Here is a 20,624-nt window from a genome sequence, read left to right as displayed (position 1 = left end):
CAGGGGGTGGATTCCAGTGGTCCGACATCGATACTCCTCACGAAACCTTGCCGGCCGCAGCCGTGAACGTGTTGCAGCTGACGCTGTCGAGCGTGGTGAAACCGCGTCCGGTCCAGTAAAGATGATTGGCCCGGGCGCCGTGGTCCCGCGGCCCGCCGCGGTTGTTCTCATCGCCGGTCTGAGCCTGGACGTAATTGTGGTAGATCGTCAGGTCCAGCCCGGTGATTCCGTAACTGCTTTGGTTGGCGCCGGTGAAGACTGCACTCAGACAGGATGCCTGGAGTTCGAGCCGTCGGCTCAGTTCCAGCCGCGCGTCCTGGTCTCGAGCGTCGTACTGGAGCTGCCGCGCGGCCGGCAGGATCCCGGTGAGCTGCTGCAGGTGGTGGGCGTACTCGTGCCCAGCCGTGTACGTCGCCCACATCCGCGCGAACGCCCGGTTCGCGGCGTCCGGCGAGCGACTCCAGAGCTTGATGTCATCCGTGTACTTCAGGTAGAGCGTCTGGCTCGCCCCACAGTAGAACGACACCGACGAGCCCCCTGCACACGGCGACTGGATCACACCACTCCAGAGGACCAGCCGCGGCGGCGTGAAGGTGTCCTTGGCCGCCTGGACCTTCGGCGCCCACCCCTTGCCCATGCAGGCGACCAGGTTGGAGTAATACACCTGTACGTTCGCCTGCTTGGACAACGGGACCCGCGCCTCCCGGCAGCCGACGCTGGCCTGGGGCCCGGTGGCATAGAGAGCATCGGCTGTCACCGTCCTCGTCGCAGCCTGTGACTGCGGAGTACCGGCGTTGCCGTCGTCCGGCGTACCGAGAGGTGTGGCCTGGCCCACGCCGGGCTCAGGGGCGGCGGCAGACGAGTCGCTCTCGCGGAGTGCGAGAGCGACGGTCACCACGAGCGCTGCCACGCCCCCGAGCAGCAGCAGGCTGAAGAGCAGCCCGGTCTGGCGTCTTCGCGGCTGTGGCCCCCCACGCCGGAAGTGCCAGCCGCCCTGAAGGTGATCGCCGCCGAACTCGGGCCCCCAGCCCACCGGCGGCTGTGCCAGACCGTCGCCCGGCGTACCTGGCGGCGGGTAGCTGCCATACAACGGTATGGAGCCGTCGGGCAACGCGGCCGGCGGCTGATGCGGCCCTGGTGGCTCGCTCCATTCCTGGTCAGACACGGTCGTCCCTCATCCCCCCGGGACACACAGTGCGTGATCCGGGGCAACAGGCTAACCACCAATACCGCGATCCGTCTCCATTCCGAGTCTGTGGAGTTCTCTACGACACTTCCGCCGGGGACGCGGTGAAGAGGTCGCTCGGCTCCGGCTCGGGGTACTGGTCTACTCCTCTGGGGAGGAAGATCTTGCGTCGTTGCGGGCGGCATGAGTCGCGGTATGGTGCGGTCTGCAACGAGTGAGTTCCACCTGCCCCGGCCGCCCGGCCGCAGGGCAGGGGCCCGGGTCAATGGGCCGATTCCGACTGACCCTCTCGATACGGTGTGATTGGGCGATGCGTAGACGTCTGCTCGGGGTACCTCTGTGTGCCCTTGGTTTCCTGGCCCTGACCGGCGTCCCGGCCGGCGCGACCACGACCGCTGACCCGGTGGTCACCAATTTCGACAGTACGGTCCGGGTCGAACGGGACGGTTCGCTGAAGGTCGTGGAGACCTGGAAGCTGAGCAACGTGACCGGGACCTTCACCCGGTTCGTGGTCACCCGTGAGCACCTGCCCGACGACGTCGACCACGTGCAGAAGATCGAGGATCTGCAGGTCAAGTCCGGCGGCGCGGAGAAGAACAAGGAACTCACCACCACCGGCGACATCAGCTCGATCGCCGTCGCGGACCTCAAGGGTGACACCCAGCTCGAGTTCACCTACACGGTCAAGGGCGCGGTCGCGGAGACGCTGAACGGCACCGAGGTGCGGTTCTCCCCGCTGACCGGGCTGGGCCTGACGGTGCAGGACGCGAACATCGTCTACAGCACCCCCGAGGTCACCCACGTCTCCTGCTTCGCCGGTGCGATCGACAGCAACACCCCATGCACGCTGGCGCAGATCGGCGAGACGGCCGGTCCGACCTTCAAGCAGCAGGGCCTGCCGCCGGGCAACACGGTCCGGATGACGGTCGGCTTCCCGAAGGGCCAGATCGCCGCGAACTCGATCGTCGAGTACCGCAAGACGTTCAAGCGGGCGTTCTCGACCGACACCGCGCAGCTGATCGCGGCACTCGCGGTACTGCTGCTCGGCGCGCTCGCGTTGCTGGTCCTCTACCGGCTCCGCGGTCGTGACCAGGTGGACCCGCGCCGCGTCGTACCGGCGTCGCTGTTCAGCCTCGGCCAGGACACCCGGATCGACTTCACGCCGCCGTCCGACCTGCGGCCCGGTGAGGTCGGCACCCTGATCGACGAGCGGATCGACCCGGTCGACGTCACTGCCACGATCATCGACCTGGCCGTCCGTGGGCACCTCACGATCACCGAGCTGGAGCACGAGACCGAGTTCGCCCGTCCCGACTGGGAACTGCGCCGGGTCCCGAACGCTCCGGCCGAGGAGCTCCAGCGGTACGAGAACGTCCTGGTCCGCGCGATCTTCGGCGACAACGACTCGGTGCTCGTCTCCGAGCTCGGTCGCCAGGTCCGTGCGAACCTCGGCCTGGTCCAGGACGCCCTGTACGACGGGGTCGTGAAGCGCGGCTGGTTCACCGAGCGCCCGGACCGTACGCGGTCGCTGTGGGCCACGATCGGTATCGCCGTCACCGTGCTCGGCGTGGTGCTGACCGTCGTACTGGCTCTCGTCTCGACCTGGGGTCTGCTCGGCATCGCCATCACCGCGGTCGGTGTCGGCCTGCTGGTCATCGGACGCCACATGCCGGCCAAGGCGCCTGCCGCCGGCCGCGTGCTCGGCCAGGTTGCCGCCATCCGCGGCGAGCTGCTGGAGATGGACGTCAGCGAGCTGCCCTCCGACCAGCACGCCGAGCTCTGCTCCCGCGCTCTCCCGTACGCCGTCGTGCTGGGCGGCTCGGAGCGCTGGATCGACGCCTTGGTCGCGACGGACTCGGACCAGGACGAAGACGAGGGCTTCCATTGGTACCGCGGTCCGCGCGGCTGGCACCTGCAGTACCTGCCGGACTCGCTGCGCAACCTCACCACGAACCTCACCGGGGCGCTCTTCACCCGCTGAGCCCGTCGAGAGGAACTTCGGAACCGCCCATACGCCGCCCCCGGCATATGGGCGGTTCCTGTTCGTGGTGGCTACCAGTTGGCCTGGTGGGTCTTCGGAGGCAGCCGTTTCGTCGTTGGGTGGATCACGTAGACGAGTCCACCCGAGTGCGGGATCCAAGCGTTCTCGAAGGCGGCCCGGTTGTAAACAGTCCGGACCTCCTCATTGCTCTTGATCAGGTGCGACGCCGGGTCGTTGACCACCACGTCGCCGTTCCTGGCGAAGCCGACGATGACCATCAGATGGCCGTTCGTGCCGTACCCAGCGCCCGGTAGCTCGTCCTTCTCGAAGGACAGCGACGCGACCAGCGGGATGCCGGCCTTGATGAACTGCTCGGCCTCGGTCAGCGAGCGCAGCCGGGTGACGAACGCGTCGAGCCCGCGGGTCCCGGCGTACGCGGTGTTGAAGGGCCAGTTGCCCGCGCCGTCGTACTTGTAGTCGAAGACCGACCGGGCCGAGTGATCGACCTGCGGATCGGCATCGGCCGGGTCCACCCATGCTGCCTCGGCAGGAGTCGGTCCACGGCGGTAGTAGTCGAGCACCATCGCAGTAGAGGCCGCCGAGCACCAGGCCTCGCCGCCACCGTCCCACTGCGGGTAGTGGCCGATGTGTGTCTCTTGCGAGTACGTCGGTACGTCGAGCACGCGTCCCCAGGCGCCCCCACCCCGGCTGACCGGGACGGTCTCGTCGGCGGGCAGCCGCGACGCCATTGCGCCGACGGAGCGGAGTACCGGGATCTTCGTAGTACCGGCGAGGCGGTAGAGGGTCACCTTGAGGCGCCAGCGGTCCAGTGAGCGGCCGGCTCCGGCGACGAAGGTGTCGACGGAGACTGTCCCGGTGTCGTCCTTCTGGCCGTTCACCGAGGTGCGGTGGATGTCTCCGGAGGCAGTGTCGTCGCCACGGTTCCAGCGGCCGAGCACGTACCACTTGGTGGTGGTGCCCTGGTCCGAGTGGCCCGACATGGCGACCTCGATCCAGGTGCCGGCCGGGGTGGTCGCGTTCCAGGAGGCGACCAGCTCGGTGAGTCCGTAGCCGGGTCTCACCTCGGGGGAGGTCCAGCTGGCCTGCTCGTACGTTTTGGCCGTGCCGTCGCCGAAGGGGTCGACGTACGACGTACTGCCGGTGGCGGAGCCGAATCTCAGGGAGCCGCCGACGACGGTGGTACCGGAGCGGGTGCCTTTGAGGAAGTCGGCGGACGACGTCCACGTGCGGTAGGTGATCTCACGCTGCTGCGGCGGGGCGGCCACACTCGGGACGACCAGCAGGCTGAGCGTGACCACGCCGGTGATCAGCGCGGCGAAGGGGCGGGCGGCGGTCATCTTTCGACCGTAGCCCCGCCTGCCCCCGCTGTCGCGGTGAACGCATGCCGCGAAGTGTCGCCATTCAGTTAATTTATTACCGAGCCGCCCACTCGTCGCCGAGCACCATCGGCCAGCCGGCCGGCGAGGGATTCCTTGACCTGCTCGGGCGTCTTCGGGCCGTACAGCAGGAATCTGGCGACGTCAGGGCTGGACTGCAGCTTCAGCAGGTCGTCGTAGTCGGTCTCGAGGTAGCGGCGAAGTGTGAGGCGGTCAGTCTCGATCGGCAGTGAATAGGTCACCGATCGAGACTATGAGACCGCCGCAACCAGGTTTAGCCGTTGGCGAGGGCCACCAAGCGGGACTGGTCGCCGTTGAAGCGGTCCTGGTCGATCGGGGAGTCGCTGTACTGCCAGATGGTTTGGTATGGCCAGCCGCCCGGGAGGGTGCCCGGTGCGGTGTTGTAGCGCGCGACCCAGAGCGGGTTGGTGGCGTTGAAGGCCCCGCTGTTGCCGGTGCACTGGGTCCACCAGTCCAGGTTGGTGTAGATGACCGCGTCGCGACCGGTGCGGCCCTTGTAGGTGTTGAGGAAGTCGCGGACCCAGTCGACCATCGCGGCCTGGCTCAGCCCGTAGCAAGTGGCGCCGTACGGGTTGTACTCGATGTCGAGAGCACCGGGCAGCGTCTTGCCGTCGGGGGACCAGCCTCCGCCGTGGTCCACGAAGTAGTTGGCCTGGTTCGCTCCGCTGGAGTCGTTCGGGGTGCCGAAGTGGTAGGCGCCTCGGATCATCCCGACGTTGTAGGAACCGCCGTACTGCTGGCCGAAGTACGGGTTCACGTAGTAGTTGCCTTCGCTGGCCTTGGCGTAGGCGAACCGCTTGCCGGCGTTCCACTGGCCGGCCCAGTCGACGTTGCCCTGGTGGCTGGAGACGTCGATACCTTCCACTGTTGCAGCGGGCGCGGCCTGGAGGGCGTGGCTCGCGGTGGTGGGGGCGAGCCAGCCCATGTAGGCGTCACCGGCTTTGGTGATGCCGTGCTGGCGGGCGGTGGGTGTCGGCTGGTGAGCAGCAGTTGGCTGATCAGCTGTGACGGGTTGGGCGGCGGCGCCAAGCGGGGCCAGGAACAGGCCGAGGGTGGCGGCGGCGCCCGTGACGAGGGATCTCACGAGGAACCTCCACGGGGCGATGGGGCGGGCAGAGCGCTCAGGGTGGGACGTTACGCCTCGGCTGGCGGAAAGCAACGAATCTCGTGATATCCGCGTGACTATTTCACGACGATCGAATTGACTGCCTGTGGAGAATTGTCAAGAGCACTCCCCGATCACCGTTACCCTTGATCGGTGACACTTCGCTTGTATGACACCGCGACAGCAGCAGTGAGGGATTTCGAGCCGGTCCAGCCGGGCAAGGTCGGGATCTACCACTGTGGGCTGACGGTGCAGGGTGCCCCGCATGTCGGGCACATCTACAAGGAGATCGTGTTCGACGTCCTGCGCCGCTGGCTCGAGCGCTCCGGGTACGACGTCACCGTGATCGCGAACGTCACCGACATCGACGACAAGATCCTGGCCAAGTCGGCCGAGCGGGGTGTGCCCTGGTGGGCGCACGCCTACGAGTTCGAGCGCGAACTGCACTGGGCGTACGAAGTACTGGGCTGCCGTCCGCCGACGTACGAGCCGCGCGCCACCGGGCACATCCCGGAGATGCTGGTGATGATCGGCGAGCTGATCGAGCGCGGGCACGCCTACGTCGCGACCGACGGCTCCGGCGACGTGTACTTCGACGTGAAGTCCTGGCCGTCGTACGGCGAGCTGTCCAACCAGCGGATCGACGACATGGAGCCCGCCGAGGACGCGGACCCGCGCGGCAAGCGCGACCCCCGCGACTTCGCGCTCTGGAAGGGCTACGCCGAGGGCACCCCGCGGACGGCCTCCTGGCCGACCCCGTGGGGCGCCGGCCGTCCGGGCTGGCACCTGGAGTGCTCGGCGATGGCGGGCAAGTACCTGGGCAACGAGTTCGACATCCACGGCGGCGGCCTCGACCTGCGCTTCCCGCACCACGAGAACGAGCTGGCCCAGTCCAGGGCGGTCGGGCAGAAGTTCGCCCGGTTCTGGATGCACAGCGCGCTCGTCACCGCGGCCGGCGAGAAGATGTCGAAGTCGCTCGGCAACGGCGCCGTCGTGCGCACGGTGGTCGAGCACGTCCGGCCGATCGAGCTGCGGTACTACCTGGTCAGCTCGCACTACCGCTCGGTGGTCGAGTTCTCGATGGGCGCGCTCGAGGATTCCGCGACGAGCTTCCAGCGGATCGAGGGGTACGTCGGGCGCGCGACCGAGGTGACTGGTGGCGTCAAGCCGGCCGCCGATGTGCCGCAGGCGTTCGCCGACGCGATGGACGACGACCTCGGGACGCCGGCCGCCGTCGCGGTGCTGCACAACACGGTGCGGGACGGCAACAAGCTGGTCGTCGATGGCGATTCCCCTGCCCTGCAAGAGAATCTGGCCGCGGTACGGGCCATGCTCGGCGTACTGGGCCTGGACCCGCTGGCCGAGCCGTGGGCCTCGCGTGCCGGTGGCGCCGAGGAGCTCACCGAGGTGGTGGACGGCTTGGTGAAGGCGCTGCTGCAGCAGCGGCAGGCCGCCCGCGAACGTAAGGACTATGCCGCGTCGGACGACATCCGCGACGGGCTCAAGGCGCTCGGCGTCATCGTCGAGGACACCCCACAGGGTGCCCGCTGGACGATCGCCCAGCCCGAATCAACCGAAGGAAACTGAAGTGCCAGGCAGTAGTCAGCGCAAGGGCGCCATCCGCAGGAAGCCGAAGGGCAACCCGACCGCCGGTTCCGGTGGCCGGGTCCGCCAGGGTCTCGAGGGCCGCGGCCCGACGCCGAAGGCGGTGGACCGCACCAAGCACCCCGCGCACAAGCGGGCGAAGGCCAAGGAGCGCGCCGAGAAGCGCACGCCCGGTGGCCGCCGTCCGGACCGCAAGGACACCGAGGCGACCGTCGAGTGGGTCTACGGCCGCAACCCGGTCGTCGAGGCGCTCCGCGCCGGCGTCCCGATCAACGCGCTGTATGTTGCCGAGGGCACCGAACGCGACGCCCGGCTGCGCGAGGCGCTGCTGATCGCCACCGAGCACGGCATCTCGCTGCTCGAGGTGCCGCGGCCCGAGATGGACCGGCTGACCAGCCACGGCGCCCACCAGGGCCTCGCGGTGCAGATCCCGCCGTACGAGTACGCCCACCCGGACGACCTGCTGTCCCGTGCGTACGACGCCGGCCAGGTGCCGCTGATCGTCGCGCTCGACGGCGTCACGGACCCGCGCAACCTGGGCGCCATCACCCGCTCAGCGGCTGCATTCGGCGCGCACGGCGTACTGGTTCCGGAGCGTCGTACCGCCTCCATGACCGCCTCGGCCTGGAAGACCTCGGCCGGCGCCGCGGCCCGCATCCCGGTGGCCCGCGCCACCAACCTCAACCGCGCGCTGAAGTCCTACAAAGAGGCCGGCCTGATGATCATCGGCCTCGACATGGGCGGCGAGGTGGAACTCCCCGACCTCGAAGCCGCCACCGAGCCGATCGTCCTGGTCGTCGGCTCCGAAGGCAAAGGCCTGGCCCGCCTGGTCCGCGAGAACTGCGACCTCATCGTCTCCATCCCGATGACCAGCATCACCGAATCCCTCAACGCCGGCATCGCCACCGGCGTAGCCCTCTACGAAATCTCCCGCCGCCGCGGCTGATCTCCCTCGTGGCGGCAAGCCCACCAGATGTGGGCTTGCCGCTCCGCAGAAAGTGGGGTCAGTAGACGTTGACGTTGTAGGTGGAGAGGGCTTCGGGGACGGGCTGGAAGTAGGTGGTGCCGCCGGAGGTGCAGTTGCCGGAGCCGCCTGAGGTCAGGCCCAGGGCTGTGGTGCCGGCGAAGAGGGCGCCGCCGGAGTCGCCGCCTTCGGCGCAGACGTTGGTCTGGATCAGGCCGGTGACGGTGCCTTCGGCGTAGTTGACCGTGGCGTTGACGCCGGTGACGGTGCCGCCGTGGACCTGGGTGGTGCTGCCGCTGCGCTGGACCGACTGACCGACGGTGGCGGCAGCGGCCGAGGTGATCTCCTGGAACGACCCGTTGTAGAGGTCGACGTTGCCAGCCGGCTCCGGCGTACCGGCCGGGTACTTCACCAGGGCATAGTCGTTACCCGGGAAGCTCGATCCCTGGGTATCGCCGACCGACTGGGTGTGGGCGCCATCGGCGTACCAGGTGGCCGCGATGTTGCCGCAGTGGCCGGCGGTCAGGAAGTAGTACGAGCTGCCGTCGGTGACGTTGAAGCCGAGCGAGCAGCGGTACTGGCCGCCGTAGATGGCGTCACCACCGCTGATCTTCTTGGAGAGCTTGCCGGAGATCTTCTCGACCTTGACCTTGCTGCCGAGTTGCTTGGTGACGCCGGTCAGCGCCGTCAGCTTCGAGCCGGTGACGGTGTCGTCGTACGAGACGGTGACGACCCCGGTCTTCGCGTCGGTGACCCAGGCGGTGCCCGGGATCGACGCGTCGCGCGTCAGAGTGGCGCTGATGGCCGCCGGGCCAGGTGGCGCGGCGATGGCCTGGGTGGCCAGCAGAGAGGTGGTAGCGGCGAGCCCGGCGGTTGCCAGAATTGCTGCTGCACGGGAAATACGCATAGTCAGTCTCCTCACGATGAGGACGCATTCGGGGGCGGACGCGTCCTAGACCTAACTGAAGAGAGACCTACCCGGACTATCTGTCCGTACTCGGATGACTGCACAAGGTAAGGGTCATCCCTCATCTGGCCGAGCTGGTATTATGCCCGTACCTAACTCGCGAGTTATGACAAACGCCCCCTGCCACACGCGTGGCAGAGGGCGTTCGGGAAGTCAGACAGCTCAGTAGACGCTCACGCCGTAGACGTTCAGCGCCTCCTGGACCGGCTGGAAGTACGTCGTACCGCCGGAGGTGCAGTTGCCGCTGCCGCCGGAGGTCAGGCCCAGGGCCTTGGTGCCGGCGAACAGGGCGCCACCGGAGTCGCCGCCCTCGGCGCAGACGTTGGTGCGGATCAGGCCGGTGACAGTGCCCTCGGCGTAGTTCACCGTGGCGTTCAGGCCCAGCACTGTGCCGCTGCGAACCCGGGTGGTGCTACCGCTGCGCTTGACGGCCAGACCGACCGTGGGGTTGCCAGATGTGGTGATGTCCTGGAAGGTGCCGTTGTAGAGGTCGACGTTCCCGGGAGGGGTGGGGGCGCCGGCCGGGTACTTGACCAGGGCGTAGTCGTTGCCCGGGAAGCTCGAACCCTGGACGGTGCCGACCGAGACGGTCTTGGCGGAGTTCGAGTACCAGGTGGACGCGATGTTGCCGCAGTGGCCGGCGGTCAGGAAGTAGTACGTGGTGCCGCTGCGGACGTTGAAGCCCAGCGAGCAGCGGTACTGGCCGCCGTAGATGGCGTCACCACCGCTGATCTTCTTGGAGAGCACGCCGGGGATCTTCTGCAGCGTGATCCGGCTGCCGAACTGCTTCGTGACGCCGGTCAGGGACTGCAGTTTCGAGCCGGCGACGGTGTCGTCGTACGAGACGATGATCCGGCCGTCGGGCGCGGTCTCCCAGGCGGTGCCCGGGATCGACGCCTGCTGGCTCAGCGTGGATGTGATCGCTGCTGCCGACAGCGTCGGGATCGGAGCGGGGGCGGCGGATGCCTGGGTGGCGAGCATTCCAGTTGCTGCCAGACCAAGGGCACCGAGTACAGCGGTGATGCGACGGGCGGGGGTGAACTTCACGGTCAGCCTCCTCATCGGTGAGGACGCGCTCGGGGCGGGTGCGTCCTTGACTCAACCGTGATCTGTTCTACCCGAAACTGTCACAAAGTACGCGGACGAACTCGGAGCGTAAGGGTTTCCCTCCGTTCACCCCGCGAAGACCCTCAGGCCTTGAGTTCGTAACGCAGCGTGCTCCGCAACTCCTGCCGGCCGGCCACCATCCGCGCATGATCGACGGCGACGGCCGCGTCGTCGCCGTCCACGGTCACCGTCATGACGCCGTTTTCGAACCACGGCCCGTACGCCGTACGCCAGCTGGCCGCGACGTCGCGTACTCCCGCCGATCGCGACAGCGCGTGCAGAACCTTCGTCATCCCCCTGCTGTCGAGCAGCTTGTTGGCCAGCCTGATATGCCAACCGACCGGGTTGCGGAACGGCGACATCGTCAGCTGCCGGATCGCCGTCCGCGGGTGGTCGACCTTGGTCAGCGACGCCTCGGTCAGGTAGCTGCAGTGCACATCGCCCGACAGCATCAGGATCGAGTTCGGCGGAGCGTCCGACCGAACCAGGTCGGCGAGCAGGTCGGTCACGTCGTCGAACGACTTGCGGAACGACGCCCAGTGCTCCAGGTCCATCCCCTGCCGGATCTTCTCGCCGAGCCGCGAGCCGCGCGCACCCCAGGCGCCCGACGAGATCGCCTCGTCCCAGCCCTCCAGGTGATGCAGCCCGGGCGCGAGCAGGAACGGCAGCGTCGACGCGAGCAGCAGGTGGTTGATCGGCTCCGTCGCATCGACCGTGTGCCGCCGGACCCATTCCCACTCGTGTGCGTCGACCATCGCCCGCTCGCCGGGTTGCAGCTGCCTCGAGCACCGGGAATCGATCGCGACCAGCCGGACGCCGCGGGAGCGCGCGCCGAAGTCGCGATAGAAGCTCCACCGGGTCGAGGCCGGATCCTCGTCGGCCTCCCAGGCGAACGCGTCGAGATAGGAGCTGCGTTCGTCCTCGTCGTCCAGCCCGCGCATCGCCGCGTACGTCGGGTCCTTGTCGAGCTGCTCCGGCGACAGGTTGCCGAGGTGCTGGTAGACCCAGTACGACGCGTAGGCGCCGACCACTCGATCGTGCCACCACGGTTGCGCGGTGACCTGCCGCCGCCAGGTCAGCGAGGTGTTCCAGTCGTCGCGCAGATCGTGGTCGTCGAGCAACATGCACAGCGGCACGGTCGAGAACAGCCACCGGACGGCGGGGTTCCGCCAGGCGTCGTCGTACAGCCAGGTGTACTCCTCGAAGTTGCCGATCTCATCGGCCACCTCGGACCCCTGCCGGTCACCGTGGACCGCACGGAGCTTCTCCAGTACTGCGTCTGACGGGTCGTCCGCGTAAACCTGATCGCCCAGCAGCAGCACCGCGTCGGGCCACCCGGTCCCGCCATCGATGCCGCCGGTGGCCATTCGCTCGGCCAGCGCCACCAACGCGTCCGGCCCGAAATCCTTCAACCCCTGCTCATCGAAGGGCGCCGAGCGCCGGCACGACCCGAAGGTGAGCCGGAAGGTCCCGTCGGCCCGAGGGGTGCGAATCACGCTCGGGCCGTACGGACTCTCCGCCAACGGCCATGCCTTCACGCCGTCCAGATGCACCTCGTACTGCGTCGCGCTGGCCGGTTGAAGCCCTTCGACCAGTACCAGCGCGTAGTGGTGCCCGTGCACCGACCAGGTCTGGGTCCGGTGCCCGAGTACTTCGACCTCACCCGCCTCGGTGGTCTCCACCCATACGGTTGCCCGCGTCTCGTCGACGTATCGGAGCAGCGGGCCCAACTTCAGTTGCATTCAGACGACGCTACCGCGCGGGCCAAGGTAGCGCCCGTGCCAGTTAGTAGACGCTGACGCCGTAAACTTTGAGCGCCTCGACGACCGGCTGGAAGTAGGTCGTCCCGCCCGAGCTGCAGTCACCGTTGCCGCCGGAGGTGAGGCCGAAGGCGAAGGTGCGGTAGAACAGCGGGCCGCCGGAGTCGCCGGCCTCCACGCAGACGTTGGTCCGGATCAGGCCGGCGACGCGGCCCTCCTGGTAGTTCACCGTGGCGTTCAGGCCGGTGACCCGGCCGCTGTGCAGGCCAGTGGTGGCGCCGGTGCGGTAGACCAGTTGGTTGAGGCCGGGGTTGACGGCCTTGGCGATGTCCTGGGACTTGCCGTTGTAGAGGTTCACGCTGCCGCCAGGCCTGATCCCCTTGTGGTAGACGACCAGGGCGTAGTCGTTCCACGGGAAGCTGGCGTGGTGGACCCACCCGACCGGGATCCTCTCGTTCTCGTCCTGGAACCAGTTCTCGGCGTCCAGCCCGCAGTGGCCGGCGGTCAGGAAGTAGTACCGGCCCTTGCGCTGGACGTTGAAGCCGAGCGAGCAGGTGTAGCCGCCGCCGTGGATCGGGCTACCGCCGCTGAGCTTCGTGGTGAGCTTGCCGGGGAGCTTCTCCAGCACGATCTGGCTACCGAACTTCTGGGTCGTGCTGGTCAGCGACTTGAGCTTGGCGCCGCTCACGGTCGAGTCGTAGGAGACGAGGATCTTGCCGTCCGGCCTGGTCATCCAGGCGGTACCGGGGATCGTGACGTCTTCGTTCAGGGCGGCGGTGATCGCTGCCGCGGTGCGCGGCGGCTCGGGACGCTGCGGGACGGCCGAGGCCGTGGGGAGGGCGGTCAGGGCGAGCGCACCGGTGACCAACATCGCCACGGCGCGGCGGAGGGAGGCTGTCGTCATGGAGGACAGCCTTTCATCGCTTTCGGTTCAGCTGGTGAAGGTTGGCAACAACCTGACGTCAATCTTGGCGCAAAGAGTGCAGGACGAAGGAGGAGAGCTCGCGGTAGGCCTCGGCGTCGCTCAGGCCGGTCCGCCGGGCGATGTCGCCGCGCTGGATCGCCTGCATGGTGTGCGCGACCATCTCCGCGGCGAAGCCGATGTCGAGCTGGCGGAACGCGCGGGCGGCGATGCCCTCCTCGATCAGCGTCCGGACCCGGTCGGCCGCGATCCGGGTGTTGCGCTCGTACACCGAGCGGGCCGGCGCGAACGTCGCGACGTCGTCCAGGAAGGTCCGGCTGGCCGGCCGCAGCGCGTCGGCGACGGCGTTCAGGTACGCCGCGATCCGGCGGTCCGGCCGGGTCTGCTTGGCGACCGCCGACTCCACCTCGGCGGTGGCGTTCTTGAAGTAGTGCTTGACCACCTCGACGGCGAGCTGTTCCTTGCTCGGCGCCAGGGCGTACAGGGTCGTTTTGCTGCAGCGCAGCTCGGCCGCCAGGTCGTCCAGGGTGAACCGGCTGAAGCCTTGCGTGAGAAACAGGGACAGGAGCCGGTCGAGCAGCTCCGACTGCCTGCGGGTACGGCGCCCGGGGACGACTGTTGTCATATCGAGACAGCATAGAACGATACGCAACTTTGGTCTTCAGTATCAATCGGAGTATCATTTCGTCAGCCACTGAGAGGGGTGCCTGATGGCTGTCGACCGCTTGCTCCCGACCGAGGAGGCCGGCGAGCTGCTGAGCCTGGTCCGGGACCTGTGCGAGCACGAGCTCGCACCGTACGCCGCCAAGGCGGAGGAGACCGAGAGCTTCCCCCGGGAGGCGTTCCGCACGCTCGGCAAGGCCGGCCTGCTGGGCCTGCCCTACCCGGAGCAGTACGGCGGCGCCGAGCAGCCGTACGAGGTCTACCTGCAGATGCTCGAGGAGGTCGCCGCGGCCTGGATGTCGGTCGGCGTCGGCCTGTCCGTGCACACGATGACCAGCTACGCGATCGCGACCTTCGGTACGCCGGACCAGCGCGAGCTGCTGCTTCCCGACATGGTCGGCGGCGAGCTGCTCGGCGCCTATGCGCTGTCGGAGCCGCAGGCCGGTTCGGATATCAGTGCGATGACAACGAAGGCAGTTCGCGACGGCGACCACTACGTGCTGACCGGGACCAAGTCGTGGATCACGCACGGCTCGCACGCAGACTTCTACACCACCTTCGCGCGGACGTCGGCCGACCCGAAACACGGCATCTCGGCCTTCCACGTGCCGGCCTCCGCCGAGGGGCTCAGCTTCGGCGCGCCCGAGCGGAAGATGGGCCTGACCGGCTCGACCACGACGCTGGTCAACTTCGATCGCGTCCGGGTGCCGGTCGCCAACCTGATCGGCGCCGAGGGCGACGGGATGCGGATCGCGCTGTCGGCGCTCGACTCGGGCCGGCTCGGCATCGCCGCCTGTGCGGTCGGCCTTGCGCAGGCCGCGCTCGACCTCGCCGCGTCGTACGCGCTGGGCCGGGAGCAGTTCGGCCACCCGATCTCCGACTTCCAGGGGATGCAGTTCCTGCTGGCCGACATGGCGGCGGCGACCGAGTCCGCGCGAGCGACGTACATCCAGGCTGCCCGGCGGCGCGATCTCGGCCGGCCGTTCACCCAGCAGGCCGCGATCGCCAAGCTGGTCTGCACGGACAACGCGATGAAGGTGACCACCGACGCGGTCCAGGTGCTCGGTGGCTACGGTTACACCCGCGAGTTCCCGGCCGAGCGCTACATGCGCGAGGCCAAGGTGACCCAGATCTTCGAAGGCACCAACCAGATCCAGCGACTGGTGATCAGCCGCGATCTCCTCAGGAGCGTTTAGATGAAGCTTGGCCCGTCCGACGTCGCTCTCGTCACCGGTGGTGGTTCGGGGCTCGGTGAGGCGACCGTACGCCGGTTCGCCACGGCCGGCGCCGCCGTCGTGATCTGCGACCTGCCGTCGTCGGCGGGCAAGGCGATCGCGGACGAGCTGGGGGAGCGCGTCGTCTTCGTGCCCACCGATGTCACCGACGAGGCCGCTGTGGCTGCCGCCCTCGACGCCGCGGCCGAGCTGGGCTCGCTGCGCCTGGTCGTCACCTGCGCCGGCATCGCCACCCCCGGCCGGGTCGTCGGCCGCAAGGGTCCGTTGCCCTTGGCAACCTTCCGGCAGGTGATCGAGGTCAACCTGATCGGCACCTTCAACGTGCTCCGGCTGGCCGCCGAGCGGATGATCGCCCTCGAGCCCGACGAGGACGGCGACCGCGGCGTAGTGGTGATGACCGCCTCCATCGCCGCCTACGACGGCCAGATCGGCCAGGCTGCCTATGCCTCCAGCAAGGGCGCGATCGTAGCCCTCACCTTGACGGCCGCCCGCGACCTCGCCGACAAGGGCATCCGGGTGGTAACGATCGCCCCCGGCACCATGGAAACCCCGATGCTCGCCGGCCTCCCCGAAGATGCCCGCAAGGTCCTGGAACAACAGGTCCCCCACCCCGCCCGCCTGGGCCGCCCGTCGGAGTACGCCGCCCTCGTCGACCACATCGTCAGCAACCAGCTGCTCAACGGCGAGGTAATCCGCCTCGACGGCGCCCTCCGGATGCCGCCCCGCTGATTGCCCTGTGGACAGCCGCTGATCTGGGGTGAGACGCGGATAACTTCTCTGCTGAATCGACTGGCGATTCGCAGCGGAGGAGGTGTCTGACAAATATGTACTACAGTGTCGTCATGGCTGAGATCCCGGTACGGGTGCTGAATCAGGAGACGGCGAAGGTGCTGGCCCGGGTGAAGCAGGGCGAGGAGATCGAGATCACCGAGCGAGGCGCGGTGATCGCCCGGCTGGTGCCCGCCAAACCGTCACCGGTGGCGCGCCTGCTGGAGACGGGCAAGCTCCGGCTGCCGCGGGCCACCGGCCCGATGTCACATCCCCGGGGCGAGATACGTACGGACCGGCAGGCAGGCGAACTGCTGGAGGAACTGCGGGACGAGGAACGGTACTGATGATCTACCTCGACACGGCAGCCCTGGTGAAACTCGTCCGCCGCGAGGTGGAGTCGGACGCCCTTGTCGACTGGATCGCGGGCCAGCCGGACGAACTACTGGTCTCCTCGGTGCTTGCCGAGGTCGAGCTTCCACGCGCCCTACGACGGACCGAGCCGGCCCTGCTCGCCGCAGTACCGGGCGTGCTCGGCCGGATCGCGGTCTATGAGATCGACGAACTGGTGCGAACCACCGCAGCGGCCTACGACAACACAGCCGTCCGCTCGCTCGATGCGATCCACCTCGCCACCGCTGACGCCGTGCTAGGTGACGACCTCACGGCGTTCGTCACGTACGACCGCCGCCTGCGTGCTGCCGCGGAGGATCTTGGCATGCCAGTCGCAGCGCCTTCTGGCTGACCAACAGTCGTGCTGACTGCCCCCGGTTAGCGCTGGGGTGGTTGGGCGGTGTTGATGTCTGCGCGGGTGAGTACGGTCTGGTAGGGCCGGTGCGGGCCGGTGCGGAACAGGGAGATGGCGCTGGTCGGGACCAGGCGTTTGGTCACACCGTCGTCGAAGGGGAAGCGGCCGCCGGTGTAGCAGGTCGTGTAGGTGAGCCTGCCCTGCCAGTCGCCGTTAGTCCCTTTGACCGTCAGTAGATAGGTCTCCAGGCGCCTGTTGTTGTAGCCATGTCCTGGCCTCAGGGCGGCCGCCGCGCAATCCGGCTTTATCGCGGGTGGCTCGCCCGCGGGGGCGCTGGACAAGGCAGTCGCCAGGTCGAGGGCCTGCTTTCCGGTCAGCCGGGAGGACGCGATCAGCGAACCCGGAGCCAGGTACTCGCAGACATCCACCGACTCGATCGTGCCGAGGTCGCCAAAGCTGCCCGCCGCCGGAGCGACAGGTTGGCCCGTCTTGCACCCGTACTGATCGGTGTCGCCGATCGCTACGGCGGAGTCGAGGATCCTGGCCCGAAGGCCGGCGTCTTTGGAGAGCACGCTGATCTTGATCCCGTTCACCAGCCGCGTCTCCTCGACCCAGCCGGCCTCGTAGCGGCCGCTCATATCCGGCTGGCTGCCGCCGAGCCACACGTACTCGTGCCGTTGCGCCACCGGGAGCGCGGCGAAGGGGCAATCCGTCATCTCCCGATCGGACCAATCGTCGACCCGGCCGATCGTCGGTTTGCCGCTGCGGCTGAAGCCGACGCAGGGGGACGGCCCGGACACGTAGGTCGTCCAGCTGGCCGGAACCTGGAATTGGATCGTTTTGTACGACTCCCACCGCCACTCCGGACCACTGACCGTGTCAGCAGAGTGTTGAGCAACCGGCGGGGTGCGGCCGGAGTCCAGCACCGAATGGACGCCCAGGGCGCTCGCTGCCACCGCTGCACAGGCCAGCACCAGTGCTCCGGTCGTGCGGCCGGACCGGCGGCGCCGCAGCCGTGCGTGGACTTGATCGAGCAACTCGTAGTCGCCTGGTGCCTGGGCGGCCTGGCGATCAAGACTCTCCTTCAGCAGGACTTCTTCGCGACTCGTCATCGACGCGCGACCTCCTCGGGTGCGCTCAAGGTCGTTCGCAAGGACGCGAGAGCCCGGTGGATCTGGGAGCGGACGGTGGGGGCGGAGCAGTTGAGGATCTCGGCGATCTCGGCGTCGGGCAGACCCTCGTAGTACCGGAGGACCACGGCGGCGCGTTGTTTGGTGGGAAGGGAGGCGCAGAGACGCCAGACCGCGTCCTGTTCGGCGTAAGGGCCGGCGTGGTCCGCGGTGGCCGAGTCGAACGTCGTCGCCTCGCCGACCGGTGTCTCGCGGCGGAAGAACTTGCGCCAGCCTGAGATGTCGGCGTTGATGATGGACCGGCGTAGATAGGCCTCCGGTTCGCCGTCGCGGATGATCTTCGGCCAGCGCGAGTAGGCCCCTACGAGGGCGTCCTGGACCGCCTCTTCGGCGCGGCTGTGGTCGCGCGTGATCAGGTACGCGAAGCGCAGTAGCGCGGCCCCCCGCAGCTGGACCCATTCGTCGAAGTCCATCCGTCACCTCCTACCCGATACCACGCTCCTAACTGCTCAGACGTTGCACCGGTTCGGCAGCTCAGTCCAGATCGGGGTCGAGCGTCGCGCCGGGTGGGGGTGGCGGCGGGAGCGTCAGCTTCTCGTCGGGCTTGGCGGCCAGGACTTCGGCGACGTACGAGCGGGCCGCCTCCATCGTGTCCACCTCGTAGCCGGCCTGCTCGGACAGGAACCAGCGGTGTTCCAGCACTTCGTGGAACACCTCGGCCGGCTCCAGCTTGCGGTTGAGGTTGCGCGGGACCGACCGGACGACCGGCTCGAACACCTCGGTCAGCCACTGGTGCGCGACGATCTCCTCGTCCTCGTTCTGCTGGTCGGTCGCGGCGGAGTAGGAGTCGAGGTCGTTCAGCAGCCGGCGCGCCTGGTTCTCCTCGACGTCCAGCCCGGTGAGGCGCAGCAGCCGGCGCGAGTGGTGGCCGGCGTCCACGACCTTCGGCTGGATCCGGACCTGGCTGCCGTCCCAGTCGGTGATGATGTCGATCTCGGCGACGTCGAAGCCGAGCTCGTTCAGCCGCCGGATCCGCGAGTCCAGCCGGTGCATCTCGTCGGAGTGGAACTCCTCCGGCGCGGTCAGCTCCTTCCAGAGCGCCTCGTACCGGGCCGTGATCGAGTGGATCGTCTCCAGCGGGTCGATGTCCGGGTCGAGCAGGCCGCCCTCCTCCAGGTCGGACAGCTCGCCGAACAGGTTGATCTCGGCGGTGTACAGGTCGTGCGCGCGCTGCCCGTCGGAGATCGCCTGGTGCAGCTCGCCGGTCTCGGCGTCCACCAGGTACGCCGCGAAGGCGCCCGCATCGCGCCGGAACAAGGTATTCGACAGCGAGCAGTCGCCCCAGAAGAAGCCGAGCAGGTGCATCCGGACGATCAGCGCGACCAGCGCGTCGATCAGCCGGTTGACCGTGTCCGGCCGCAGCGTGCTGGAGAACAGCGCCCGGTACGGGAGTGAGAACTGCAGGTGCTTGGTGACCAGGATCGAGTCGAGCGGCTCGCCGTTCTTGTCCAGCCGGTCGGTGATGACGCCGACGGGCTCGACCGAGGGGGAGTCGAGGCGTTCCAGGTCGCGCAGCAGCCGGTACTCGTGCATCGCGAGGTGTTCCATCACCTCTTTGATCGCGTAGACGGTGCCGCTCACCCGGACGAACCGGACGACGTGGCGGGAGATTCCGCGGGGGAGCGCGACCAGCTGGTCCTCCGGCCAGTCCTCCAGCGGGATGTCCCACGGGAGCGAGAGCAGTCCGGTGTCCGGGCGAGTGGCTACGAAACGAGGCACGCACACCAGTGTGGCAGTTCCACGCCGTGGAAGGTTGAGACTTCAGGCATTGCTTATCAGAAAGGGCATCAGGCGCAGTACGACGCAAGTGGCCGCAAGAATTTGCGAAATGTGGCGTAGTGTTTGCGCTATGACGCGACGACTTGCTGAGGTTGCGAAGAAGGTCGGGGTCAGCGAGGCCACTGTGAGCCGGGTGCTCAACGGCAAACCGGGGGTCTCGGAGGCGACCCGGGAGGCGGTGCTGACCGCCCTCGACGTGCTGGGCTACGAGCGCCCGACCCAGCTGCGTGGCGACCGGGCCCGGCTGGTCGGCCTGGTGCTGCCGGAGTTGCAGAACCCGATCTTCCCCGCCTTCGCCGAGGTCGTCGGTGGAGCGCTGGCGCAGCAGGGGTTCACGTCGTTGCTGTGCACCAGGACGGTCGGTGGCGTCTCCGAGGCCGACTATGTAGATCTTCTCTTGCAGCAGCAGGTCTCGGGTGTCGTCTTCGCCGGTGGCTTCTACGCCCAGGCGGACGCGCCGCACGCGCACTACAAGCTGATCCAGGAGCGCCGGCTGCCGACCGTACTGGTTAATGCCGCCGTCGACCACCTCGGCTTCCCGCAGGTGTCGTCGGATGACGTCGTCGCCGCGGAGATGGCGATCGGACACCTGCGCGCGCTCGGCCATACGAAGATCGGCATGGTGCTCGGCCCGCGCGACCACATCCCTTCGCGCCGCAAGCTGGATGCGTTCCTCTCCTCGCCGGAGGCCGACCCGGAGCTCGTCGAGCACACCATGTTCTCGCTCGAGGGCGGTCACGCGGCGGCGACCCGACTGGTGAAGCAGGGCGTCACCGGCATCGTCTGCGCGAGCGACATCCTGGCGCTCGGCGCCATCCGCGCCGTCCGCCGGGCCGGACTGACGGTGCCCGACGACGTTTCGGTGATCGGGTACGACGATTCCGCGATGATGAACTGCACCGACCCGCCGCTGACCACGGTCCGGCAGCCGATCGACGCGATGGGGCGGGCCGCGGTCGACATGCTGGTCGCGCTGATCGAGCGCGCCGCGGTACCGGCCGACGAGCTGCTCTTCGAGCCCGAGCTCGTGGTGCGCGCGTCGACGGCCCGGGCGCGGGCGACGGTCAAGGTCTGACACCAGCCTGACAACGACGGTCAACCGCCAATTCGTAGTACGGGACGTTCTGTAACCAGCTGATCACTGAGGGGCGAAGTGGGTGCGAACCCGCTTCGCCCCTTTGCTATACCCAGGAGTTCCGATTCGTAGTCACGTTTTTGCAACTTGC

At 68.1% G+C, this 20,624-nt stretch carries 20 protein-coding genes; 8 read left to right on the top strand and 12 right to left on the bottom strand.

Annotated elements, in window-relative coordinates; genetic code table 11:
- Positions 1-37 precede the first annotated feature (37 nt).
- Positions 38-1,165, bottom strand: coding sequence for a neutral zinc metallopeptidase (locus G3I17_RS42040; protein WP_164595476.1), 1,128 nt, complete (start codon positions 1,163-1,165; stop codon positions 38-40).
- A gap of 331 nt (positions 1,166-1,496) precedes the next feature.
- Here G3I17_RS42040 and G3I17_RS09045 point away from each other — a divergent pair, with 331 nt between their 5' ends.
- Positions 1,497-3,167, top strand: coding sequence for a DUF2207 domain-containing protein (locus tag G3I17_RS09045; RefSeq protein ID WP_164595475.1), 1,671 nt, complete (start codon positions 1,497-1,499; stop codon positions 3,165-3,167).
- A gap of 71 nt (positions 3,168-3,238) precedes the next feature.
- Here the strand turns inward: G3I17_RS09045 and G3I17_RS09040 are convergent, their stop codons facing one another.
- The 3 genes from G3I17_RS09040 to G3I17_RS09030 form a co-directional block, all read right to left on the bottom strand.
- A complete protein-coding gene (locus tag G3I17_RS09040) occupies positions 3,239-4,525 on the bottom strand; it encodes a peptidase C39 family protein (RefSeq protein WP_164595474.1) in 1,287 nt (428 codons plus the stop codon).
- 68 nt (positions 4,526-4,593) lie between these two features.
- The gene (locus G3I17_RS09035) at positions 4,594-4,806 is read right to left on the bottom strand and encodes a GNAT family N-acetyltransferase (protein WP_203589916.1); all 213 of its coding nucleotides are present in this window, start codon (positions 4,804-4,806) and stop codon (positions 4,594-4,596) included.
- A gap of 32 nt (positions 4,807-4,838) precedes the next feature.
- Entirely contained in the window at positions 4,839-5,669 is an 831-nt protein-coding gene (locus tag G3I17_RS09030) for a lysozyme (RefSeq protein ID WP_343238243.1), read from the bottom strand.
- Positions 5,670-5,843: 174 nt separating this feature from the next.
- Here G3I17_RS09030 and cysS point away from each other — a divergent pair, with 174 nt between their 5' ends.
- The gene (gene cysS / locus G3I17_RS09025) at positions 5,844-7,277 is read left to right on the top strand and encodes a cysteine--tRNA ligase (protein WP_164595473.1); all 1,434 of its coding nucleotides are present in this window, start codon (positions 5,844-5,846) and stop codon (positions 7,275-7,277) included.
- A gap of 31 nt (positions 7,278-7,308) precedes the next feature.
- Positions 7,309-8,241, top strand: a complete 933-nt coding sequence (gene rlmB, locus G3I17_RS09020) for a 23S rRNA (guanosine(2251)-2'-O)-methyltransferase RlmB (RefSeq protein ID WP_343238251.1) — start codon at positions 7,309-7,311, stop codon at positions 8,239-8,241.
- 58 nt (positions 8,242-8,299) lie between these two features.
- On the opposite strand, the gene G3I17_RS09015 is transcribed toward rlmB, so the two are convergent.
- From G3I17_RS09015 to G3I17_RS08995, 5 genes are all read right to left on the bottom strand, one after another.
- Complete coding sequence (locus G3I17_RS09015; protein ID WP_164595471.1) at positions 8,300-9,166, bottom strand: S1 family peptidase; 867 nt, start codon at positions 9,164-9,166, stop codon at positions 8,300-8,302.
- Positions 9,167-9,388: 222 nt separating this feature from the next.
- Complete coding sequence (locus G3I17_RS09010; protein WP_343238242.1) at positions 9,389-10,273, bottom strand: S1 family peptidase; 885 nt, start codon at positions 10,271-10,273, stop codon at positions 9,389-9,391.
- 143 nt (positions 10,274-10,416) lie between these two features.
- Positions 10,417-12,075 (bottom strand): alkaline phosphatase D family protein, encoded by a 1,659-nt coding sequence (locus tag G3I17_RS09005; protein WP_164595469.1) that lies wholly within the window; start codon positions 12,073-12,075, stop codon positions 10,417-10,419.
- Positions 12,076-12,118: 43 nt separating this feature from the next.
- A complete protein-coding gene (locus tag G3I17_RS09000) occupies positions 12,119-12,997 on the bottom strand; it encodes a S1 family peptidase (RefSeq protein WP_203589914.1) in 879 nt (292 codons plus the stop codon).
- A 58-nt stretch (positions 12,998-13,055) separates the two neighbouring features.
- Positions 13,056-13,640 (bottom strand): TetR/AcrR family transcriptional regulator, encoded by a 585-nt coding sequence (locus G3I17_RS08995; RefSeq protein ID WP_164595468.1) that lies wholly within the window; start codon positions 13,638-13,640, stop codon positions 13,056-13,058.
- Positions 13,641-13,725: 85 nt separating this feature from the next.
- On the opposite strand from G3I17_RS08995, the gene G3I17_RS08990 reads away from it, so the two are divergent.
- The 4 genes from G3I17_RS08990 (at position 13,726) to G3I17_RS08975 (ending at position 16,426) form a co-directional block, all read left to right on the top strand.
- Positions 13,726-14,874 carry an acyl-CoA dehydrogenase family protein gene (locus tag G3I17_RS08990; protein WP_164595467.1) on the top strand — a complete coding sequence of 383 codons (1,149 nt, stop codon included), beginning with the start codon at positions 13,726-13,728 and terminating at the stop codon, positions 14,872-14,874.
- Entirely contained in the window at positions 14,875-15,642 is a 768-nt protein-coding gene (locus G3I17_RS08985) for an SDR family NAD(P)-dependent oxidoreductase (RefSeq protein WP_164595466.1), read from the top strand. It begins immediately after the preceding gene.
- 113 nt (positions 15,643-15,755) lie between these two features.
- On the top strand, positions 15,756-16,028 hold the full coding sequence (locus G3I17_RS08980; RefSeq protein WP_203589913.1) for a type II toxin-antitoxin system prevent-host-death family antitoxin: 273 nt from the start codon (positions 15,756-15,758) through the stop codon (positions 16,026-16,028).
- Positions 16,028-16,426, top strand: a complete 399-nt coding sequence (locus tag G3I17_RS08975) for a type II toxin-antitoxin system VapC family toxin (RefSeq protein WP_164595464.1) — start codon at positions 16,028-16,030, stop codon at positions 16,424-16,426. The genes G3I17_RS08980 and G3I17_RS08975 overlap by 1 nt, the downstream gene beginning before the upstream one ends.
- Positions 16,427-16,452: 26 nt before the next feature.
- Here the strand turns inward: G3I17_RS08975 and G3I17_RS08970 are convergent, their stop codons facing one another.
- The 3 genes from G3I17_RS08970 to G3I17_RS08960 all read right to left on the bottom strand — a co-directional run bounded on the left by G3I17_RS08970 (position 16,453) and on the right by G3I17_RS08960 (position 19,338).
- Positions 16,453-17,541, bottom strand: a complete 1,089-nt coding sequence (locus G3I17_RS08970) for a hypothetical protein (protein WP_164595463.1) — start codon at positions 17,539-17,541, stop codon at positions 16,453-16,455.
- On the bottom strand, positions 17,538-18,032 hold the full coding sequence (locus tag G3I17_RS08965; protein ID WP_164595462.1) for a SigE family RNA polymerase sigma factor: 495 nt from the start codon (positions 18,030-18,032) through the stop codon (positions 17,538-17,540). The genes G3I17_RS08970 and G3I17_RS08965 overlap by 4 nt, the downstream gene beginning before the upstream one ends.
- Before the next feature lie 61 nt (positions 18,033-18,093).
- Positions 18,094-19,338 carry a DUF4032 domain-containing protein gene (locus tag G3I17_RS08960; RefSeq protein WP_164595461.1) on the bottom strand — a complete coding sequence of 415 codons (1,245 nt, stop codon included), beginning with the start codon at positions 19,336-19,338 and terminating at the stop codon, positions 18,094-18,096.
- A 130-nt stretch (positions 19,339-19,468) separates the two neighbouring features.
- Between G3I17_RS08960 and G3I17_RS08955 the strand changes: the two genes are divergently transcribed.
- Positions 19,469-20,473 (top strand): LacI family DNA-binding transcriptional regulator, encoded by a 1,005-nt coding sequence (locus G3I17_RS08955; RefSeq protein ID WP_164595460.1) that lies wholly within the window; start codon positions 19,469-19,471, stop codon positions 20,471-20,473.
- Positions 20,474-20,624: the final 151 nt, after the last annotated feature.

Origin of the sequence: Streptomyces sp. SID13031 (assembly GCF_010548305.1) — a bacterium.
Classification (GTDB): domain Bacteria; phylum Actinomycetota; class Actinomycetes; order Propionibacteriales; family Kribbellaceae; genus Kribbella.
The sequence above is the reverse complement of the archived record's forward strand: the minus strand, read 5'-3'. Positions and strand labels throughout refer to the sequence as shown.

Excerpts from the sequence above, each read along its gene's own strand:
- G3I17_RS08995 (WP_164595468.1), bottom strand. The coding sequence starts at position 13,640 with ATGACAACAGTCGTCCCCGGGCGCCGTACCCGCAGGCAGTCGGAGCTG.
- G3I17_RS09040 (WP_164595474.1), bottom strand. The coding sequence starts at position 4,525 with ATGACCGCCGCCCGCCCCTTCGCCGCGCTGATCACCGGCGTGGTCACG.
- G3I17_RS09015 (WP_164595471.1), bottom strand. The coding sequence starts at position 9,166 with ATGCGTATTTCCCGTGCAGCAGCAATTCTGGCAACCGCCGGGCTCGCC.
- G3I17_RS08955 (WP_164595460.1), top strand. The coding sequence starts at position 19,469 with ATGACGCGACGACTTGCTGAGGTTGCGAAGAAGGTCGGGGTCAGCGAG.
- G3I17_RS08970 (WP_164595463.1), bottom strand. The coding sequence starts at position 17,541 with ATGACGAGTCGCGAAGAAGTCCTGCTGAAGGAGAGTCTTGATCGCCAG.
- G3I17_RS08980 (WP_203589913.1), top strand. The coding sequence starts at position 15,756 with ATGGCTGAGATCCCGGTACGGGTGCTGAATCAGGAGACGGCGAAGGTG.
- G3I17_RS08985 (WP_164595466.1), top strand. The coding sequence starts at position 14,875 with ATGAAGCTTGGCCCGTCCGACGTCGCTCTCGTCACCGGTGGTGGTTCG.
- G3I17_RS08990 (WP_164595467.1), top strand. The coding sequence starts at position 13,726 with ATGGCTGTCGACCGCTTGCTCCCGACCGAGGAGGCCGGCGAGCTGCTG.
- G3I17_RS08975 (WP_164595464.1), top strand. The coding sequence starts at position 16,028 with ATGATCTACCTCGACACGGCAGCCCTGGTGAAACTCGTCCGCCGCGAG.
- G3I17_RS09045 (WP_164595475.1), top strand. The coding sequence starts at position 1,497 with ATGCGTAGACGTCTGCTCGGGGTACCTCTGTGTGCCCTTGGTTTCCTG.
- G3I17_RS08965 (WP_164595462.1), bottom strand. The coding sequence starts at position 18,032 with ATGGACTTCGACGAATGGGTCCAGCTGCGGGGGGCCGCGCTACTGCGC.
- G3I17_RS09000 (WP_203589914.1), bottom strand. The coding sequence starts at position 12,997 with ATGACGACAGCCTCCCTCCGCCGCGCCGTGGCGATGTTGGTCACCGGT.
- G3I17_RS09005 (WP_164595469.1), bottom strand. The coding sequence starts at position 12,075 with ATGCAACTGAAGTTGGGCCCGCTGCTCCGATACGTCGACGAGACGCGG.